At 36.2% G+C, this 19,095-nt stretch carries 16 protein-coding genes and 1 pseudogene; 5 read left to right on the plus strand and 12 right to left on the minus strand.

All coding sequences use genetic code 11. The features are described from left to right. Window positions 1-187: 187 nt before the first annotated feature. Window positions 188-1,132 carry an iron-hydroxamate ABC transporter substrate-binding protein gene (locus tag BGI23_RS21365; protein ID WP_070806872.1) on the plus strand — a complete coding sequence of 315 codons (945 nt, stop codon included), beginning with the start codon at window positions 188-190 and terminating at the stop codon, window positions 1,130-1,132. Between the two features lie 13 nt (window positions 1,133-1,145). On the opposite strand, the gene BGI23_RS21370 is transcribed toward BGI23_RS21365, so the two are convergent. Beyond that, the gene (locus BGI23_RS21370; protein WP_070806873.1) at window positions 1,146-1,676 is read right to left on the minus strand and encodes a BofC C-terminal domain-containing protein; all 531 of its coding nucleotides are present in this window, start codon (window positions 1,674-1,676) and stop codon (window positions 1,146-1,148) included. 450 nt (window positions 1,677-2,126) lie between these two features. Between BGI23_RS21370 and BGI23_RS21380 the strand changes: the two genes are divergently transcribed. Further along, on the plus strand, window positions 2,127-2,504 hold the full coding sequence (locus BGI23_RS21380; protein ID WP_044793741.1) for a hypothetical protein: 378 nt from the start codon (window positions 2,127-2,129) through the stop codon (window positions 2,502-2,504). Between the two features lie 69 nt (window positions 2,505-2,573). On the opposite strand, the gene BGI23_RS21385 is transcribed toward BGI23_RS21380, so the two are convergent. From BGI23_RS21385 to nadB, 5 genes and pseudogenes are all read right to left on the minus strand, one after another. Continuing rightward, window positions 2,574-3,218 carry a YhcN/YlaJ family sporulation lipoprotein gene (locus tag BGI23_RS21385; protein WP_044793739.1) on the minus strand — a complete coding sequence of 215 codons (645 nt, stop codon included), beginning with the start codon at window positions 3,216-3,218 and terminating at the stop codon, window positions 2,574-2,576. 1,792 nt (window positions 3,219-5,010) lie between these two features. Further along, window positions 5,011-5,167: pseudogene (gene safA, locus BGI23_RS28995) on the minus strand (SafA/ExsA family spore coat assembly protein); the annotation flags it as partial. Between the two features lie 225 nt (window positions 5,168-5,392). Next, on the minus strand, window positions 5,393-6,499 hold the full coding sequence (nadA, locus tag BGI23_RS21395; protein ID WP_000025313.1) for a quinolinate synthase NadA: 1,107 nt from the start codon (window positions 6,497-6,499) through the stop codon (window positions 5,393-5,395). Between the two features lie 30 nt (window positions 6,500-6,529). Continuing rightward, on the minus strand, window positions 6,530-7,363 hold the full coding sequence (nadC, locus tag BGI23_RS21400) for a carboxylating nicotinate-nucleotide diphosphorylase (protein ID WP_001092219.1): 834 nt from the start codon (window positions 7,361-7,363) through the stop codon (window positions 6,530-6,532). 19 nt (window positions 7,364-7,382) lie between these two features. Next, window positions 7,383-8,912, minus strand: a complete 1,530-nt coding sequence (nadB, locus tag BGI23_RS21405; RefSeq protein WP_070806875.1) for an L-aspartate oxidase — start codon at window positions 8,910-8,912, stop codon at window positions 7,383-7,385. Window positions 8,913-9,065: 153 nt separating this feature from the next. On the opposite strand from nadB, the gene BGI23_RS21410 reads away from it, so the two are divergent. The 3 genes from BGI23_RS21410 to BGI23_RS21420 all read left to right on the plus strand — a co-directional run bounded on the left by BGI23_RS21410 (window position 9,066) and on the right by BGI23_RS21420 (window position 11,477). After that, window positions 9,066-10,208 (plus strand): IscS subfamily cysteine desulfurase, encoded by a 1,143-nt coding sequence (locus BGI23_RS21410; protein ID WP_070806876.1) that lies wholly within the window; start codon window positions 9,066-9,068, stop codon window positions 10,206-10,208. After that, window positions 10,208-10,750 (plus strand): transcription repressor NadR, encoded by a 543-nt coding sequence (locus BGI23_RS21415; protein ID WP_000812272.1) that lies wholly within the window; start codon window positions 10,208-10,210, stop codon window positions 10,748-10,750. The genes BGI23_RS21410 and BGI23_RS21415 overlap by 1 nt, the downstream gene beginning before the upstream one ends. Before the next feature lie 79 nt (window positions 10,751-10,829). Next, on the plus strand, window positions 10,830-11,477 hold the full coding sequence (locus BGI23_RS21420; protein WP_070806877.1) for an MOSC domain-containing protein: 648 nt from the start codon (window positions 10,830-10,832) through the stop codon (window positions 11,475-11,477). 62 nt (window positions 11,478-11,539) lie between these two features. Here BGI23_RS21420 and pheA read toward each other — a convergent pair whose 3' ends face one another. The 6 genes from pheA to BGI23_RS21450 form a co-directional block, all read right to left on the minus strand. Continuing rightward, window positions 11,540-12,391 (minus strand): prephenate dehydratase, encoded by an 852-nt coding sequence (gene pheA, locus BGI23_RS21425; protein ID WP_070806878.1) that lies wholly within the window; start codon window positions 12,389-12,391, stop codon window positions 11,540-11,542. A gap of 96 nt (window positions 12,392-12,487) precedes the next feature. Beyond that, a complete protein-coding gene (locus tag BGI23_RS21430; RefSeq protein ID WP_046198094.1) occupies window positions 12,488-14,401 on the minus strand; it encodes an ABC transporter permease in 1,914 nt (637 codons plus the stop codon). A gap of 49 nt (window positions 14,402-14,450) precedes the next feature. After that, window positions 14,451-16,373 (minus strand): ABC transporter permease, encoded by a 1,923-nt coding sequence (locus tag BGI23_RS21435; protein ID WP_070806879.1) that lies wholly within the window; start codon window positions 16,371-16,373, stop codon window positions 14,451-14,453. After that, entirely contained in the window at window positions 16,348-17,124 is a 777-nt protein-coding gene (locus BGI23_RS21440) for an ABC transporter ATP-binding protein (protein ID WP_070806880.1), read from the minus strand. The genes BGI23_RS21435 and BGI23_RS21440 overlap by 26 nt, the downstream gene beginning before the upstream one ends. A 93-nt stretch (window positions 17,125-17,217) precedes the next feature. Next, on the minus strand, window positions 17,218-18,300 hold the full coding sequence (locus BGI23_RS21445; protein ID WP_000864967.1) for a HAMP domain-containing histidine kinase: 1,083 nt from the start codon (window positions 18,298-18,300) through the stop codon (window positions 17,218-17,220). After that, window positions 18,290-18,997 (minus strand): response regulator transcription factor, encoded by a 708-nt coding sequence (locus tag BGI23_RS21450; protein WP_000276717.1) that lies wholly within the window; start codon window positions 18,995-18,997, stop codon window positions 18,290-18,292. The genes BGI23_RS21445 and BGI23_RS21450 overlap by 11 nt, the downstream gene beginning before the upstream one ends. Between the last annotated feature and the right edge of the window lie 98 nt (window positions 18,998-19,095).

The following is a 19,095-nucleotide window of genomic DNA, read 5'->3' on the forward strand; positions in this document are numbered from 1 at the left end:
AATACAATCTCTCCCTCTTAAATCATGTATTCCATTTTAACATATTTAATGATAGAAAAGCGAGACTGCCCCAACAAATGTTCTCTATTTGAAACTTCTGTTATTTTCATTGACAGAAAGGTTAAAGCACATTAATATACAGAAGTCGATAATGATTATCAATACTAATTAAAGGGGTTACATCAGGATGAAACAGAAGCTATTTATTTTATTTACTATTATGCTAGTTGTTCTTTCTATCGTTGGCTGTTCTTCTCAAAAAGAAGAATCAAAAGCAAAAGAACAACCGAAAACAAAAGTTGTAAAACACGCTAAAGGGGAAGCTACAATTCCAGTAAATCCAAAGAGAATTGTTGATTTATCTGGTTCAACAGAAGAATTATTACTTCTTGGACACAAACCTGTTGGTACAGCAAATACATATAAAGATAAAATCCAAAAGCATTTGACAGAAAAGCTAGACGGAGTAAAAGCAGTAGGTTGGTATTGGGCACCTAAAGTTGATTTAGAAGCTGTTACTGCTTTAAAACCAGACTTAATTATTTTGAACAATCGTCAATTAAAAATTTATGATCAACTAGAAAAAGTAGCACCGACAATTGTTCTAGAAACAAACTTAGAAGACTGGCGCGGTAAGTTTAAAGAAGTAGGTAAACTATTTGACGAAGAAAAGAAAGCCGACAAATGGATTGCAGACTACGATAAAAAAGCCGACTCTTTATCTAAAAAGATTAAGGAGAAAACAAAAGATGAGAGCTTTATGTTCATCGCAGTTACACCACAAAACTTCCGTGTATACGGTAGCTTCGGGTACGGTGACATCATCTTTAACGACTTAAAACTCCCAGCAACAAAAGGTACAGATTTAAAACAAACGATGGCGCAAGTATCGCTAGAAGGTCTTGTTGCATTCCAACCTGACCAAATGTTCGTTGTAAACTTTGGCGGCGAAGCTGATAAAGTTTACGAAGACTACAAAAACAGTGCCGTTTGGAAAGACAATAAAGCTGTGAAAAACAATCATGTATATGAAGTATCAAACGAAATCTTCAATACAAAAGCTTTCAATCCAATCGGAAAAGATATGCTAATCGATGAAATCGCAAAACAAATTTTAGATAAAAATAAATAAGAAAAAAAGCAGCTCACCATGAGCTGCTTTTTTTCTTATTTTGCACTGCATATTGTTTCATTTTTTCAATCGTCTTCACAAAACCTTCTTTTGATTTAATACGAATACCACGTTTCAATTTCGCACGCTCATAACTCTCAAGCTTTTTCATATCAATTTGAAAGAAGGAATGAATCGCATTATCGTTTTTCGGTACACCTTTGAAAATTTGTAATATCCCTTCCTCTGACACTCCAAAATAACCGCTCGTTTTTAATAACGGAGAAATATCGTCAACTTTCTTTTGTAATACGATTTGTACATCATCACGATCAACGAGCTGCCATTCTTTATACTGCTGTAAAAACTTTTCTAAGTCTGCTACTTTTTCTGTAAAGATTTCCTCACTTACTTCTCCATCAACATACATTCGCTCTAATAAAATTGTAACTTGAGGGTCTTTCTCTGTTACTTCTGGTACTGGCCCTTCCGCCTTCGCATTCGTTCCATAAACGAAACAAAACATCATAACGAAAGCTTGCATCGCAATCAGTATCCATTTCATTTCCGTTCACCTCTTTTAGGCAAGATCATACTTTCATTAGTAGTTTTTCCGGAAATGGGGGTTTTATCCATATAAATGACCGTATTACATTTCTCTCCAAAATAAAAAAATGCAGATAAAGTTTTCTCCTTATCTGCATTAGCATTTGTTTTATATAAAATGAAAGACGCCTGCAAAGCAGGCGTCTTGATGCGTTTACGGCGAGAGACCAGGCGACCACATTCGCGTGTTTAGCACTTAAGCATATCTCTCGTCTTACGTAAATTAGCTCATCGCTTTGCTAATATAACATTAATAAAACTAAAAAACAAGCTAATTTAAATTATCTTTTTTTTGCATTTATTCTATATATATTTTCTATTCATTTTCAATGGGTTTATATGGAACTAGGACCCATTAAATGTAATAATTGATTAATCAAATTTTAAAATAGAAATGGAGAAAGTTATTATGAACAAACTGCTAACATTAACCTCACTTATTGTATCTCTGTTCATCTTATCAAGTTGCTCAAATGATTCAATAGAAGATGATATTTATGAAACCGATTCATATCTTAATACCGATTCTATTAATGATGAAGAAAACGAGGATGATGATTCCGCTAATAACACCTATTCTGAATATGATACCGATACTTCCAGCGAAAATAATAATTCAGAACACAATACTAATAGCTCTAAATCTTCCTCAAGTAACGGTTGCCCAGAATTTTTAAATAGCGATGAATGTAAAGAGTATAACCAATGGGATTCCTATTATAAAAGCAATCCCGATAAAATAAAAGAAGATGGTGAAAAAATGCTTGAAGAAGCACTCTATAGATAAATCATATAGAGCTCAAATCCATACATTAAGCAATAAAGAGGAAGGGCAACCCCTTCCTCTTTTATTTTACTATCGCATAGTACCTGTTAAACCGTAACGAATGTCTCGGAACATATTTACTATGTCACGATTAAAATCGTTTGTAACTGTACCGTTACGCAAGCGTGTACTCATTGCATCGACACGAGTAAACATGTCATTTCTTACAGAAACATATACGTTTCTGTTTCCAACTTCATTTGCAACAGCTTGACGAATTTCGTTCGCCATCGCCGTTTCATTTGTCACCGTGTTACGTGGTTTTACTGCAATCGCTACATCGTTTCCATATACAACTGTAGACACGCGGTCTACGTTATTCATACGTTTCACACGATTCGTAATTCTTTCTGCAGTTTTACCATCATTGTTAATGTATGAATTGTTCATTGTAATATTACGTGTTGGATGCGGATTAGCAATTTGACCGTTGTAATTTACATCACGGTAATAGTTGTATCCTGTATCGTTACGACCATTTCTATATGTCACATAGTCTGTATAACGATCGTTACGCGCCACATTATCACGATACTGGTGTGTATCATTATAAGATGTACGCTCGTAATTGTAGTTACGTCCATCCATTGCATTGTTATCTTTTGGTGTACCACATGCAGCTAATGCACTAGTAACTAACAAAGAAGCAGCAATCACTTTTACTTTCGTATTCAATACAAAAACCCCCTCTGTTAGAATGAGCTTCTCTTCTGAAAAGCTCCCTCTTATGATGAGTAACAGAGAAGGTTTTTACACTGTTAATATTTCACTGGGGATTTTCTAACATTTGGTGTAAATCTTTCGTTTCCGGAATGAATCTACATACAAAAAAGGTGGGAATAATCCCACCTTTTTTAAACTTCTTCATCCTCTTCTTCTGAAACTGGCTCCCCAAATACATTTGGCGGATCTGGTTGATAATACATCGTTCCTGGCTGTGGTGCATATGCTGATTGAGTTGGTTGATAATATAAAGGATTCGCGTATTGTGGCCCTCCAGGTTGCGGACTATATAGCCTACTCTCTCCTCCGCATCCACAATCTTCCTCTCCTTGCACGAGCGGCGGCATATTATTATCTATCGGCATCATATTTGGATTTGGCATAGACGTATATTGCGGTCCAAACGGTGCTCCTTGCTGATATGGCATTTGATATGGATTTTGTTGTTGATAATACGGATTCGGCGGCATCATAGGCTGTTGGTACGGCATTTGATATGGCATCATATTCGGCGGTTGATTGTTATCCATGATTGGCATCATATTTGGCATTTGATTGTTATCGATAATTGGCATCATGTTTGGTAGCTGATTATTATCCATAATTGGCATCATGTTTGGCGGCTGATTGTTATCCATGATTGGCATCATGTTTGGTGGCTGATTATTATCCATAATTGGCATCATGTTTGGTGGCTGATTATTATCCATAATTGGCATCATGTTTGGTGGCTGATTGTTATCCATGATTGGCATGATGTTTGGTGGCTGATTATTATCCATGATTGGCATGATGTTTGGTGGCTGATTATTATCCATAATTGGCATGATGTTTGGTGGCTGATTATTATCCATGATTGGCATGATGTTTGGCACTTGAATATTTGGTGGTTTTACTTGCGGAATAACTACATTTTCTTTCGATACATTTGGTGACACTATATTTCCTACATTTTCTTTCTTTACTTGTGGTGATACTATGTTTCCTACATTTTCTTTCTTCACTTGCGGCGACACTATGTTCCCTACATTTTCTTTCTTTACTTGCGGTGACACTATGTTTCCTACATTTTCTTTCTTTACTTGCGGTGACACTATGTTTCCTACATTTTCTTTCTTTACTTGCGGTGACACTATGTTTCCTACATTTTCTTTCTTTACTTGCGGTGATATTATATTATCTTTTTTCGTTTGCGGAGAAATAATGTTATTAGGTTTCATTTTAGTAATTTGAGGAGCAATTAACTCGCTTCCTTTTTTAATTACATCTGAAATTTTATATTCTTTTTTCGTTTTTATTGGTGGTTGCGGCGGCTGTGGTAACACATTTACCGAAAACTTCGTATTTTCTTTTTCCGCTGGTTTTTGTTTTTCTATAACAGGTGGTTTTTGAATCACTGACGGTTTTTCAACTGGTTTTTCTTTTTGAATTGGCTGTTCTTTTTGCACCTCTTTTTGCGGTTTCACCTGTACTTCCTTTTGTGGCTTCACTTGTATTTCCTTCTGTGGTTTTACCTGTACTTCTTTTTGTGATTTCACTTGCATTTCCTTCTGTGGTTTTACTTGCACTTCTTTTTGTGTTTGTTGCATGGCAGGCTCTTGTGTAATTGGTGCTGATTGATACGTAACTTCTTCCTCGTCTTCTATTCCAAGCGGCGTTGGCGTTGCTGCAAATTCTTTTTGTTGCACTTCTTTTACATATTGTTTTGGAGGTGCTGAACCTGCTCCAGCATGCTGTTTTACGTGTACACTGTTTGATGGTACTTTAATTTTCATACCTGGCATAATTAAATCTGGATTGCTAAGTTGTGTATTTGTTTTTTTCAACGTATCAAAATCCACTCCGTACTTTTTCGCAATTTTCCAAAGGGTATCCCCTTTTTGCACGATATGAATTTTCAAATTTTCCCCCTCCTGTATAACTTATCTATAAGTAACAAATCTCATGAAGTAACCCTTTCTAAATAACGTTAACCTCTTTTCACTTGTATCACTTCTTCGATTTTCGATATCATTAGAAGCGGAATAAGTATAAGATAATCGCAATGATTTCTTCAAAACAATGTATGCCCATTTTGTTCTCGTTATGATTATATGTACGAAAAAAAGCAACGGGAATCCGCTGCTTTACACACGCTCTAACATACGATTTAATGCAAGAACTGCCTCTTCAGTCACTTGTTTATCTACGCTAATAACGTTAATTTCTTCTCCTTTTTCTATCGTTTCAAGTGCCCATAATAAGTGCGGCAGATCAATTCGGTTCATTGTTAAACATGGACACATAAAGGGGTTAAGTGAAACAATTTCTTTATCTGGATGTTGTTGAATAATTCGGTTCACTAAATTCATTTCTGTACCAATCGCCCATTTACTTCCGGATGGAGCCGCTTCAATCATATCAATAATGTATTTCGTTGAACCTGCATAATCCGAAGCAGCTACAACTTCGTAGCAACATTCCGGATGTACAATAATATTCATATCCGGATGATTTCTCCGTACATTCTCTATATTTTTCACTGTAAAGTTTTGATGAACTGAACAATGCCCTTTCCATAAAATCACTTGAATTTCTTCTATATCTCCATCGTACTCTAATGAATCAGTATGTGGATCCCATACTGCCATTTTATCTAACGGGATACCTAAATCGTACGCTGTATTTCTTCCTAAATGTTGATCCGGTAAAAAAACGAGACGCTCTTTTTGCGTAAAAGCCCATGATACCATTTGTTTTGCATTAGAAGAAGTTACTGTTGCTCCGCCATTACGACCACAAAACGCTTTAATTGCAGCCGTAGAGTTCACATACGTTAACGGAATCATCGTATCCCCAAATAATTTTGTGAGCTCTTTCCACGCTCTTTCTGTTTGTTCTATATCTGCCATATCTGCCATCGAACACCCTGCACGCATATCTGGCAAAATAACAATTTGATCATCTGTCGTTAACATATCTGCTGTTTCTGCCATAAAGTGTACACCACAAAATACAATATATTTTGCGTCTTTATTGCTCGCTGCAACTTGCGCAAGCTGAAGTGAATCTCCTGCCGCATCAGAAAATTGTACCACTTCATCTTTTTGGTAATGATGTCCTGGAATAAATAGCGTTTCCCCCATTTTTTCTTTAATTTCACGAACCCGCTTTTCCATGTTTTCTGTTGACATCGTGTAATAACGCTCTGGTAACATCGTTTCAATCGGTTGTACTTTTTCTAAAATACTCATATTTCTTTCTCCCCCTCTAAGCCACTTTCCTTACGCCTCAATATTGAAACTAATATCAAGTGCTTTCACTGAATGTGTTAACGCTCCAAGTGAAATATAATCTACCCCTGTTTTTCCGTATTTCGATAAATCTTCAATTGTAATGCCCCCTGAAGCTTCCGTCACGATAGCGCTTGGCACAATCTTTGAAAACTCCCGAATCTCATCTGGCGTACGGTTATCAAACATAATAATATCTGCACCAGCAGCTACAGCCTCTCTCACTTGCTCCTCTGTTTCCGTTTCAACTTCTACTTTCACCATATGTCCTAACTTTTCTTTCACTGATGTAACAGCTTTCGTAATAGAACCAGCAAAAGCAATATGATTATCTTTGATCATGACACCGTCATATAAGCCGAAACGGTGATTAAATCCGCCTCCGCACACGACTGCATACTTATCAAACATACGTAGCCCTGGCATCGTTTTTCGCGTATCACAAATACGTGTATGGCTGCTATCTAAGGCACGAACAGCCTCGTATGTCATTGTCGCTATCCCACTCATACGCTGGATAACGTTTAATATAACGCGCTCTGCCGTTAATAACGATGCGATTGGTCCTTGGACAGTTGCAATTATTTCGCCTTTTTCTACAAGATCTCCATCTTTTTTATGAAGCTCCACTTTAATTCTCTCATCAATTAATTTAAACCCTTCTTCAATGACTAAACGTCCCGCAAAGACTCCTGTATCCTTTGCAAGAAACGTTCCTTTTGAAAGTAAATTATCTGGAAAAATAAGCTGAGATGTTACATCTCTTTCTCCTATATCTTCTAGAAAAAATCGATTTAATGCTTCTTTAACCTTTATCGTATTCATAAAGCCCCTCTTCCCCTCATTACACAAGTTGTAGTTTTCTTTTCACTCGAACGATTTCTTTTTTTACGCTACTTCTATGTGGATAATCACTTCGATAATGGCCACCAATGCTTTCTTCTCTTTGCAAAGCTGATACGACGATAAGCTCACAAACTGTTAACATATTAATAAGCGTTATCTCTTCATTTGTAAGAACATCATGTTGTAATATCATATTTCGAACACCGTACTTACTAAGCCATCTCTTTGCATAAGATAAACTTTGCTCTGTTCGCACAATCCCAACATATTTCATCATGCATTCTTGTATTTCCTCTTTGGTCGGCAAATGATTCAGAACGATAAACTTCTTTTCCTTCTCAGCAAAGTTGTTCAATCTGTCTTTTGTCGCTTTCGTTAAAAGATGCTGTCCTATTCTTTTTCCAAACACAAGACCTTCTAATAATGAATTACTCGCTAATCTATTTGCTCCATGAACACCGTTACAAGCTACTTCACCAACCGCATATAAATGTGGAATGGACGTCTCTCCATCACAGTTTGTTTTCACGCCGCCCATATGGAAATGAGCACCCGGTACGACTGGAATGCGTTTTTTAGTAATATCAACACCATTCTTTTTACACAATGCTGATACAGTTGGAAAACGTTCTTCGAAATTTTGAATAGACTCGATATTCAAATACACTTTTTCACCCGCCAAAAGCTGTTCATGAATCGCTCTTGCCACTACATCACGCGGTGCGAGATCATGATCTGGATGTATATCCATCATAAAACGCTGCCCTTTTCCATTTATAAGGACAGCTCCTTCACCACGGACAGCTTCAGAAACGAGGCCACAGCATCGTCCGCCCGCGTATAACATCGTTGGATGGAATTGTACAAATTCTAAATCTGCAAGCTCCCCACCCGCGCGGTACACCATCGCAAGTCCATCACCCGTAATTGTTTTGTCATTAGAAGTAAAGGCATATAAACCACCAATCCCGCCTGAGGCTAACACCGTATAATCTGCATCATAACGCTTCAACTTCCCTTCACTATCTCGCGTTAAAACTCCAGCACATTTTTCGTTTTCTATAATAAAATCAAGCACCATTTCCTGTTCCACTACCGTAACGTACGGAACTACTTCTTGAATGAAATGCTCCAATAAATTCTTTCCTGTTGCATCGCCACCTGCATGTAAAATACGCCGCTTCCGATGTGCACCTTCTTTTCCAAGGTGAGGGCCCGTTTCATCTCCATCAAATTTCATTCCATTTTCAATGAGATGATTCATTTCTTTCGGCCCTTCTTCAACTAAATAACGAACCGCATCTTCATTGTTATAATGACATCCTGCTACTAACGTATCTTCAAAATGATCATTTGGATTGTCATATGTAGCTACGGCTGCGGCAATTCCACCTTGCGCTAAATATGTATTATTATTACGATTCGTTTCCTTTGTGATAATAATCACATTCTTTTCGTGACAAATCTCTTTTGCAACACGAAGTGCCGCAACGCCACTTCCAATAATTAAGACATCTGCACTTGGCATAATTGTTGCCTCCTACTTTACACTTTTCAACTGTCTTGACACCTATATTTACATAGTTTTAAAATAATGACAAGAGTTTTTTTATAATTCTTATTTTCACTACCATTTAAAAAAATAAAAGAAATGTAACTCTTACTAGAGAGAGGAACTTACATGATGATATATCTTGATTATGCAGCTACTACACCTATGAGCGCGGAAGCATTACAAACATATACGAAAGCAGCATCGCAATACTTCGGAAATGAACAAAGTTTACACGATATTGGAGGAACGGCCTCTTCTTTATTACAAGTTTGTAGAAAAACATTTGCCGAAATGATTGGCGGAAAGGAACAAGGGATATTCTTCACGAGCGGTGGGTCAGAATCGAACTATCTTGCGATTCAGTCCCTTCTCAATGCCCAAAATAAGAAGCATATTATTACGACACCTATGGAACATGCATCCATTCGAAGTTATTTTCAAACCTTACAATCAAAAGGGTATACAATTACTGAAATTCCTGTTGATAAAAATGGACTCATTCGTTTAATAGATTTAGAAGCAGCTATTACAGAAGATACTGTGCTAGCAAGTATACAGCACGGAAACTCTGAAATCGGAACCGTTCAAAATATCGCAGAGATTGGGGCACTTTTGAAAAAATATAACGTTTTATTTCATTCAGATTGTGTACAAACCTTTGGTAAACTTCCTATCCATGTTTTTGAGATGGGGATTGATAGTCTTTCTGTTTCAGCACATAAAATATACGGACCGAAGGGTGTTGGCGCTTGCTATATCAATCCGCAAGTTCGCTGGACACAAATATTCCCGGGAACCTCTCACGAAAAAGGGTTTCGCCCTGGCACAGTGAACGTTCCTGGCATCGCATCTTTTTTAACAGCTGCTGAGAATATATTAAAAAATCAACAGGAAGAAAGTTTACGTTTTAAAGAGTTACGATCCTACTTTTTAGAGCAAATACGAACACTTCCGCTAGAAATTGAAGTAGAAGGTCATTCTACTTCTTGTTTACCACATATTATTGGGGTTACAATAAAAGGAATAGAAGGTCAGTATACAATGCTAGAATGTAATCGCCATGGTATTGCCATTTCCACCGGAAGTGCTTGCCAAGTTGGTAAACAAGAACCTTCGAAAACAATGCTTGCAATTGGAAAAACGTATGAAGAGGCAAAACAATATGTCCGCTTCTCTTTCGGACAACAAACAACGAAAGATCAAATTGATACTACTATTCATGCACTACACACAATTGGAAATCAATTTTATAGAGGTGTTAAATCATAATGAAACAAAATGAACAAAAAAAGATTTTAGGTGAAGAAAGACGACAGCTTATCCTTCAGTGGCTTCTCGCTGCAAATGAACCGTTATCCGGAAATGAGCTATCGAAAAAGACAAACGTAAGTAGACAAGTTATCGTGCAAGATATTTCCTTGCTTAAAGCACGAAACGAACCGATCATTGCGACTGCTCAAGGCTATTTATATTTAAAACCACAAGAAAAACAACAAGCTTTCGAACGCGTAATTGTATGCCAACATAAGCCAGCAGAAGTACGTCAAGAACTTACAATGCTTGTTGACCACGGCGTTACAATTAAAGATGTAAAAGTTGAGCATCCTGTATACGGTGACTTAACAGCATCTATCATGGTAAGCAATCGCTTTGATGTAGAGCAATATTTACAAAAAATCGAAAACACAAATGCTTCCTATCTATCGCAATTAACAGACGGTATTCACTTACATACTATTGAGGCAGATTCAAAAGAAAAATTAGATGCTGCTTGCGAGGCTTTAGATAAAGCAGGATTTCTCGTTTATTAATGTAAAGCACAGAGTTTTTATAATTCTCTGTGCTTTTTTAATGCTATAATATTGTAATCAATTGTAAAGGAGATCAAATATGAGAATTGAACTCGTTCACTTTAGCATTGGCAAACCGAAACAAATGAAATATAGCGAAGATAAAGAAATGATAACAGGTATATGTAAAGATTCTACAGAAGAAGCTTTTCTCTCAAAAGATGGCTTCCTTGGTGATGATGTAGCTGATTTAAAACACCATGGTGGACCTGATCGCGCCGTTTGCGTGTATCCACACGAGCATTACGCACTATGGGAAGAAGAATTCCAAACAACACTCCCCGCTTCTGCATTTGGCGAAAACATTACCGTAACAAATATGTTAGAGCGTGATGTATGCATCGGAGATACATACAAATTAGGTGAAGCAATCATTCAGGTGACACAAGCAAGAGTACCTTGTAGTACGATTTCAAAACGCCTCGGTATTCCTGGCATACTGCCGCGCATTGTAGCAACTGGATTTACTGGCTATCTATGCCGCGTTCTTCAAGAAGGTACTGTACGTAAAGATTCAAAAATCACATTACTAAAACGTCAACCGAGCAATGTTTCCGTCTTGTTCTCTAACGAAATTTATTTTCATAATAGAAAAGATAGAGATGGCATCGAAAAGATTCTTGCTGTTCCAGAACTAGCTGACGTTTGGCGCGGTCAATTAGAAGAGCGTCTTGCGAAGTTAAAATAAAGAATCCCACCATTTATAGGTGGGATTTTATTGATCTATCACACGGTATAACCTAACTCCCCTTATAACCAATAAGAAGAATAACTCCCCAGCACCGTAACAGAAAAACCAAGTGCTTCAAGTTCCATCGTTACGCCTGGCAATAATACGTCATCGTATGCTTTATCGACATCGATTAAGAAAAAGTAATTTCCAAGTCCTGTTTTCATCGGGCGCGATTCGATTTTGGATAAGTTTAATTTTCTCCATGCGAAAGCTGATAACACTTGATATAGTGCCCCTGCATAATCAGCAGGTAACGTTATCATAAGCGTCGTTTTCTCTCCGCGGTTTTCTCCATTATTTGAGAGTATTGCTTTCTTTTTCTTATGGAGTACTAGGAAACGTGTATGATTATTTTTATGTGTATGAATGCTTCGTCTTACAATCGTTAATCCGTATTTCTCTGCAGCTGCTTCATTTGCAATGGCAGCAATTTTTTCTTCAGGATGTTCTTTCACATATTGCGCAGCTGCACTTGTTGATGTCATATCTCGGGCAGTTACCCCTTTTAATTCTTCATTTAAAAACTTATGACATTGCGCAATAGCGTGTGGATGAGAATGCACTGCATATACTTCTTCCCACACTTCTGCATACTGCGGATGTACAAGTAAATGTTGCTGAATAGGTACTGTAATTTCTCCTACAATAGAGAGTGGTTGCTCATGCACAAGATAATCAACTGTTATATTCACGGAACCTTCTATTGCATTTTCTAACGGTACAACTGCGAAGTCTACATTTTCATTTGCAGCTGCATCTATACAATCTGGAATCGTTCGATACGGTACATGCTCTGCTTCCGGAAAAAAACGACTCACCGCCATATTTGTAAATGTTGCTTCTGGTCCTAAATATCCTACTCGAATCATCGTCTTTTCCCCTCTTTTTCGTTTTCTTACTGTTATACCATACTTTTTTATATTCTTCTATGTAAATTTCGAATATTTAAAAAAGACTAGCGTTTGCTAGTCTAAATGTTTCTTATATTCTCTTTGCGCGAAAAAGAAATACATGATACATGCGGCGATATAAAATAGAATAAACAAAGCTACTTTTCTTAATGAACCATCCATAAAGATCGTTTTATGAAACGTATATAACGCAACTGCACTATGCATACTCCCTACTATAATTGGTACAAAAAATAGCATACACAATTGCCAACGAGAAACCTTCCATACTTCTTCCTTCGTCATTCCAAGTTTAGAGAGTGCACCATACTGCTTTCGGTCCGATGCAATATTATGGAACCATTTAAAATACACAATACTACATGAAGTAAGAAAGAATAATATACTAATAAATGAGCCTACAAATAGAGTAATATCGCCGCCTTCTTTCATATTTACATACAACTCCATATTGCTTCGAAATGCATTATTATTATCTTGTTTCATATGTTTCCGTAAATCTTCATTTAATTTTTTCGTATTTTCGATATTTGGTAATGTGTAGCCCCTATATATCATTTTTTCAGAATCAGGAACCTGATTTGCTATACTATCAAAATCTTCATCATTCATAACGAAGAACAGACCATTAATGTACGAAGGATGATGGTTAAATTGAACCCCTTCTTTCTGGCCGTTAAATACGAATTGATATGGTTGATTCATTACTTGCAATTGAATCTCTTTTTGATTATATACATTCGAATTATTATATTTATTATAATAAACGAGTGTCACTGTACCTTTTTTAGGATGATACGTTTTCTGTTTTTGTTTTCTCGCCTCTTGATTGTATTCACTTTGTTTAATGAGTGGCGCTACTTCTGTTTCTCCCTTATTGGTCTGAAAAGATGCATACACTCCAACAAAACTCATAGATTGAAAATCATCATACCCATATTGGTGCAATAATTGTTCAACCGTGCCCTCCGTAAAGACTTCATGAGAAGAAGCACCTTTTTCTATGTAAGAAAATGAATGCACGCCCCCGCCACGCCACATATCTTGCATACCAGAAAAATATAAGAACACCGTACCTGTTGCTGTAACTACAAACGTCGTTGCCATAGACATCAGAAAGAAAAAGCGACCATTTTCCTTCATTCGATGTGACAATTGATTCACTATAAATAAATACGGATATGTATACATAATCTTTTTATTTCGTTTTATTATTTCTAATATTTGAGCAGTGCCGTGTGTAAAAGAAAAATACGTTCCGAAAGAGACAAGTATAGACACAGGGAAAAAATAGACCGCTATCGTTAGTATGGTCGCTTGTAACGCTAACGCATATCCTATACCTAAACAAATAAATCCGAATATACAAAGCCACATTGATGTTTTCTTCTCTTTTTTATCTGCTCGAAATTCTTTCAATAACCGAATGATTTTTATATTCCATATACGTAAAGCACTTATAAATGATAAGACAACAAATACGACCATATACGCAATAAATGTTCCCCCAATTGCTCTCAAGTCAAATATGACAGGGAGTTCTTTCGGAAGCCCCAGTAACATACTAAACACCATAAAGAAGAGCTTTAAAAAAATCATGCCAAGCCCAATACCAAAAATATTAGCAAATACCCCGATCAACATTTGCTCGGTCATAATTACGCCAATTACGTTAGATTTCGTTGCTCCCATTAACATATATAATCCTAATTCTTTTTTACGTGCCTCTATGAAAATAGAAGTAGAATACAAAATAAATATGACGAAAAAAGAAATGATAATAACATTACATATGATCAGTCCCCAGCGTACGTTTTGATACCACATCGTCTCTTGCATATACGGATGTACAATGACGGACATGTATGCAAAAGACGCAAATATCGCAAAACAACTACTTAAGAAAAACACTTTATAATTACGCCAATTTCCTTTTATATTTTGCAGCGCTAGTTGCCGAATGTTCATCTATCGTCCTCCTGTAACTTACTACATAGGCAAAAAGCTAGAGGTTCCCCTAGCTTTTTACGTGTTTTAAATATCCTCTTTGCGCGATCATAAAGTAAATCGCAGAAGCTAAAATGTATGCTCCAATTACAAGCGCACCTGATTTCCATAAATCGAGATAAAGCATTTTTCCTAACGTATGAAGAGCAAATCCACTATGAATAGCGCCGATGACAATTGGGATAAAGAAGATAACGCCCATTTGTCGAATTGCAATTTTACGAATTTCTTTATCTGTCATACCGATTCTCTTTAACGATTTAAATTGAATACGATCTTGTTCTTTATCGTTAAACCATTTAAAGTATGTCATACTACAAGCGAAGAAGAAGAATAGTACTGCTACGAAGAAACCGATAAACATTGTAATTGCCCCTGATTCCCTTATATTTTTATAAGCGAGCACCGAGTTGTTTAGTTCCCCTTGTTTATCTGGTACAATTTCCTTTTTCAAATCTAACACAAGATCTTCTGTACTTTTCCAGTCTTCTATATAATAACCGTAATATTTCTTCTTTTCTTCATCCGGTACGAGCTTTGCATATTTCTCAAAATCTTGATCATTTACAATGAGATATTCACTATCATTAAAAACAGAAAAAGGAGTTGGCTTATTTAATTGAACAGACTGCGTTTGTCCGTTAATTTTAATTTCATGCGGTTTCGTACGATCTATCTTCATCATATCGTTCGCCATATCCGTTATGACCATCGTTGCACTACCTGGTGCATTATGAACTTCTCTAACTTGCTCTCTTTTTTGTTTACGTACTTCAGCGTTATATTCTTTTTCTGAAACAATCGCCATTGGCATTTCATGTTCACTGTTAAACATCGTGATTTTTTGAGTTCCAGGAAGTTTTACGTACGTTACTTCTCGCGCTTCTTCAAATCCGTGTTTTTTTATTAATTGTTTTGCTTTTCCTTCTTTGATGACATTATGCGTATGTATTCCCTTTTCCTCATACGAAATAGCATGCGGGGTACTAGTTACTGCCTTATAACTCATATCCTCAAAAAATACGTACAGCGTACCAACTGCTGAAGATACTACCGCCGTAATGATAGAAATTACAAATAAAAAACGAGCATTATCTTTCATTTTATAAATAAGATTGCTAAGTACAAACATATTTGGATATGTATAAAAAGATTTTTTTCGTTTTTGTAACGCCTTTAATACAACTGTACTACCTTGTGTAAACAGCAAATAAGTTCCGCCTATCGTCAGCCCTACAATCGGTAAAAACAGAATGATAAAATTCATAAATGTTACTTGGAAGCTAAGTACATATGCAACAATAATACATCCTATACCAACTACGCATAACCATGTAAATGCAAAAGGCTCTACTTTTTGTTTTCTTGCTTCTCTTAATAAATCGATAATTTGCAAGCGTCCTACTGTCCAAACGCTAAACAATGATAAGATTAAAAATAGAATAAAGTATACACCTGCTGTAATCAAAACCGCTTTACTATTCCATACGAGTGGAAGTGTTTTATCTATTTTCAATATTACGCTTAATGCTTGGAAGAATAATTTTGAACAAAGCATACCAAGTCCAATACCTACTACAATTGCAATACTACCTAACATAAGCTGCTCTAATATAATCATTCGGCCGAGCTGCGATTTTGTTCCACCTATTAATGTTAATAGACCAAACTCTTTTTTCCTTGCTCGTAAAAACGTTGAATTTGCATATAAAATAAAGAGTGCTGAGAAGATGACTACAATATAATTCATTGATTCTAGCCCTTTTGAAATCATCTCCCTCATACTAATATTACCGCCTACAACATCTGGATGATAAATGAAGGAAGCATACATGAAAAATACGACTATCGATAAACAACTACTTATAAGAAACGCTTTATAATTACGCCAATTTCCTTTTACATTATTAAGCGCGAGCTGGCGAAAATTCATGATATTCCCCTCCTAGCATCGCAAGTACGTCCAGAATTTCTTGGAAAAAGGCTTGTTTCGTTCTTCCCTTATGTATTTCTGAGAAAATCTCTCCATCACGTATGAAAAGAATACGTTCGCAATAACTCGCCGCTACTGGATCATGCGTTACCATTGCAATTGTTACTTTCTTTTGTTCATGCAAATCTTGCAACGCGCTCATTAATGATTTTGCCGACTTAGAATCTAAGTTTCCAGTTGGCTCATCTGCTAAAATTAGCGTCGGTTCATGAATGATCGCTCTCGCAGCTGCTGCACGTTGTTGTTGGCCACCTGATACTTCATATACCTTTTTATTTAAAATGCCCTCGATATTTAAAAACTTTGCAATCTCAAGCACTTTTGCATCGATTTCATTTACAGATTTCTTCGCCATTACAAGTGGTAAAATGATATTTTCTTTAATCGATAACGTATCAAGTAAGTTAAAATCTTGGAAAATGAATCCTAAATGTGTACGGCGAAACTCCGCTAATTTTGCAGCACGCATTTGATTAATTTCTTCACCATTTACAAGCACATGACCTGAAGTTTGCTTATCAATTGTTGCTAATAAATTTAAAAGCGTTGTTTTTCCGCTCCCTGAAGGACCCATAATCCCTACAAATTCGCCTTCTTCTATTTTAAAATTTATATCATTTAAAGCAGTCGTTGCTACTGAACCTTTCGATTGGTACACCTTCGTTAATCCTTTTACTTCAAGAACACTCATTTCTAATCCCCCTATGTGTTTTCTTCTTACATTTACTATAAGAAAAATAAGAAAAAGAAACGAGTGATTTCCCTTACAAAACGTTTTGTTATCTTACAGTTTTGTCATTTTTCTCATTAATGTATGATATTCTTCATCTTTTGCAAATTGGAACGTGAATGTTGTCCCTTCCCCTTCAGCCGATTGCACATACATACCGTGATGTAAATTATCACAAATTTCCTTCGTAATATATAAACCCATTCCAGTCGCTTCTCTCGTTTTCCGACCATTTACCCCTGTAAAGAATGGATCAAATATACGCTTTACATCTTGCTCTGGAATACCGATTCCATTGTCCTTAATATGTAATAACACCTTTTGATCTTTCTCTTCAATTTGAAATTGAATTTCCTTTTTCTCTGCTTCCGAAATTTTTGTATACTTAATTGCATTTACAACAATTTGTCCTATAGCAATACTGAGCCATTTTCTATCAGAGGCAACCATACAAGTATCTTCCTCAAACATCACTTTCGGAAATACAGACGATTGAATGAAGGACTTTCTATTTTCATTAATAATACCTCTAATAATATCTATCACATTTACTACTTCTACTTTATAATCTTTCGCAAACTGCTCTAACCTTGCCATATGTAACGCTAAATCTAAACCATTTAGTATGCGATTATTTTCTTCACGAATACTTTCAACTGTTGCCCTTGCTTCACGATGCTCTTTACCAAACTTCTGTAATAGTAACTCAATAACAGATACCGGTGTTTTCATTTGATGAATCCATTGGTTCATAAATATCATTTGCTGTTGTTCTTTTGCATGTTGTTTATGAACTTCATTCATATATTGCTGTCTTAATAGCGTAAACGATTCAACGACCATCTCTTGCTCTGCCGTATAAGAAGTATCAATAAGTAAGGAATCATGTAATGTATTTCCGCCAGTAACATACTTTTCAATCCTCTTTAAAAACACACTCCGTTTTCGGTAATCGTAAATGAGATATACAGTAAAAACAACTGTCCCTAATAAAAGTCCGTATAACCACGTATTCCAATCAATAGATCGCTTTTCTAAAAGACTTTGCAACTGCAAAACGAGCCCAAATAAACAGAGGCTAACAATGTAAGAAAGAATTAAAGAAAAGCGGTCCATGAGGTAATCTTTAACCTTCATGTCCTTCTCCCCACTCTGTAAGAAGCGCATAACCGTATCCACGTTTCGTTACAATTGCATTTTTAATGCCTAGCTCCTCTAGTTTCTTTCTTACACGTTTTACATTTACGGTTAATGTATTATCATCAACAAAAGCTACCTCATCCCAGAGGGCTTCTAACAATTCTTCGCGCGTTACATATTGATTTGCTTGTTTCATTAAACACTCTAATAAGTAAAATTCATTTTTTGTCAGTTCTGTTTGTTGCCCTTGCCACTCAACAACGTGCTGAGATGGGAATAACAACAGTCCATTTACACCTAAACAATCGCTTTCTGCCGCAGAAGCATACTCACCATACCCACGACGAAGTGCACTTTTCACCTTAGCCATTACAATGTCTAAATGGAATGGCTTCGTAATGTAATCATCTCCGCCATTTTCAATTGCCATTACTTGATCCATTTCCCCCGTTCTTGCAGAAACAAAAATAATTGGTGCATTCGATACAGTGCGGATTTGACGACACCAATAGAAACCATCAAAATACGGTAAATTAATATCAAGTAACACGAGATGTGGATTTACTTTTACAAACTCATCTTTTATATGTCGTAAATCACTTGCTCGAAATGACTGATAGCCATACCTTTCTAAATGCTCCTCTAATATCCCCGCGATTTTCTCGTCATCTTCTACAATTAATATTTTATACATGTTCGTTTTCTCCCCATAAAAATTCTTATAAAACTACTCCTTTTCTATTATAAATTGAAAATTTAATTAGTGGGCATTTTTTCCTGTATAAATCAGAC

The sequence above is a fragment of the Bacillus sp. ABP14 genome, from assembly GCF_001831375.1.
Taxonomy (GTDB): Bacteria; Bacillota; Bacilli; order Bacillales; family Bacillaceae_G; genus Bacillus_A; species Bacillus_A paranthracis.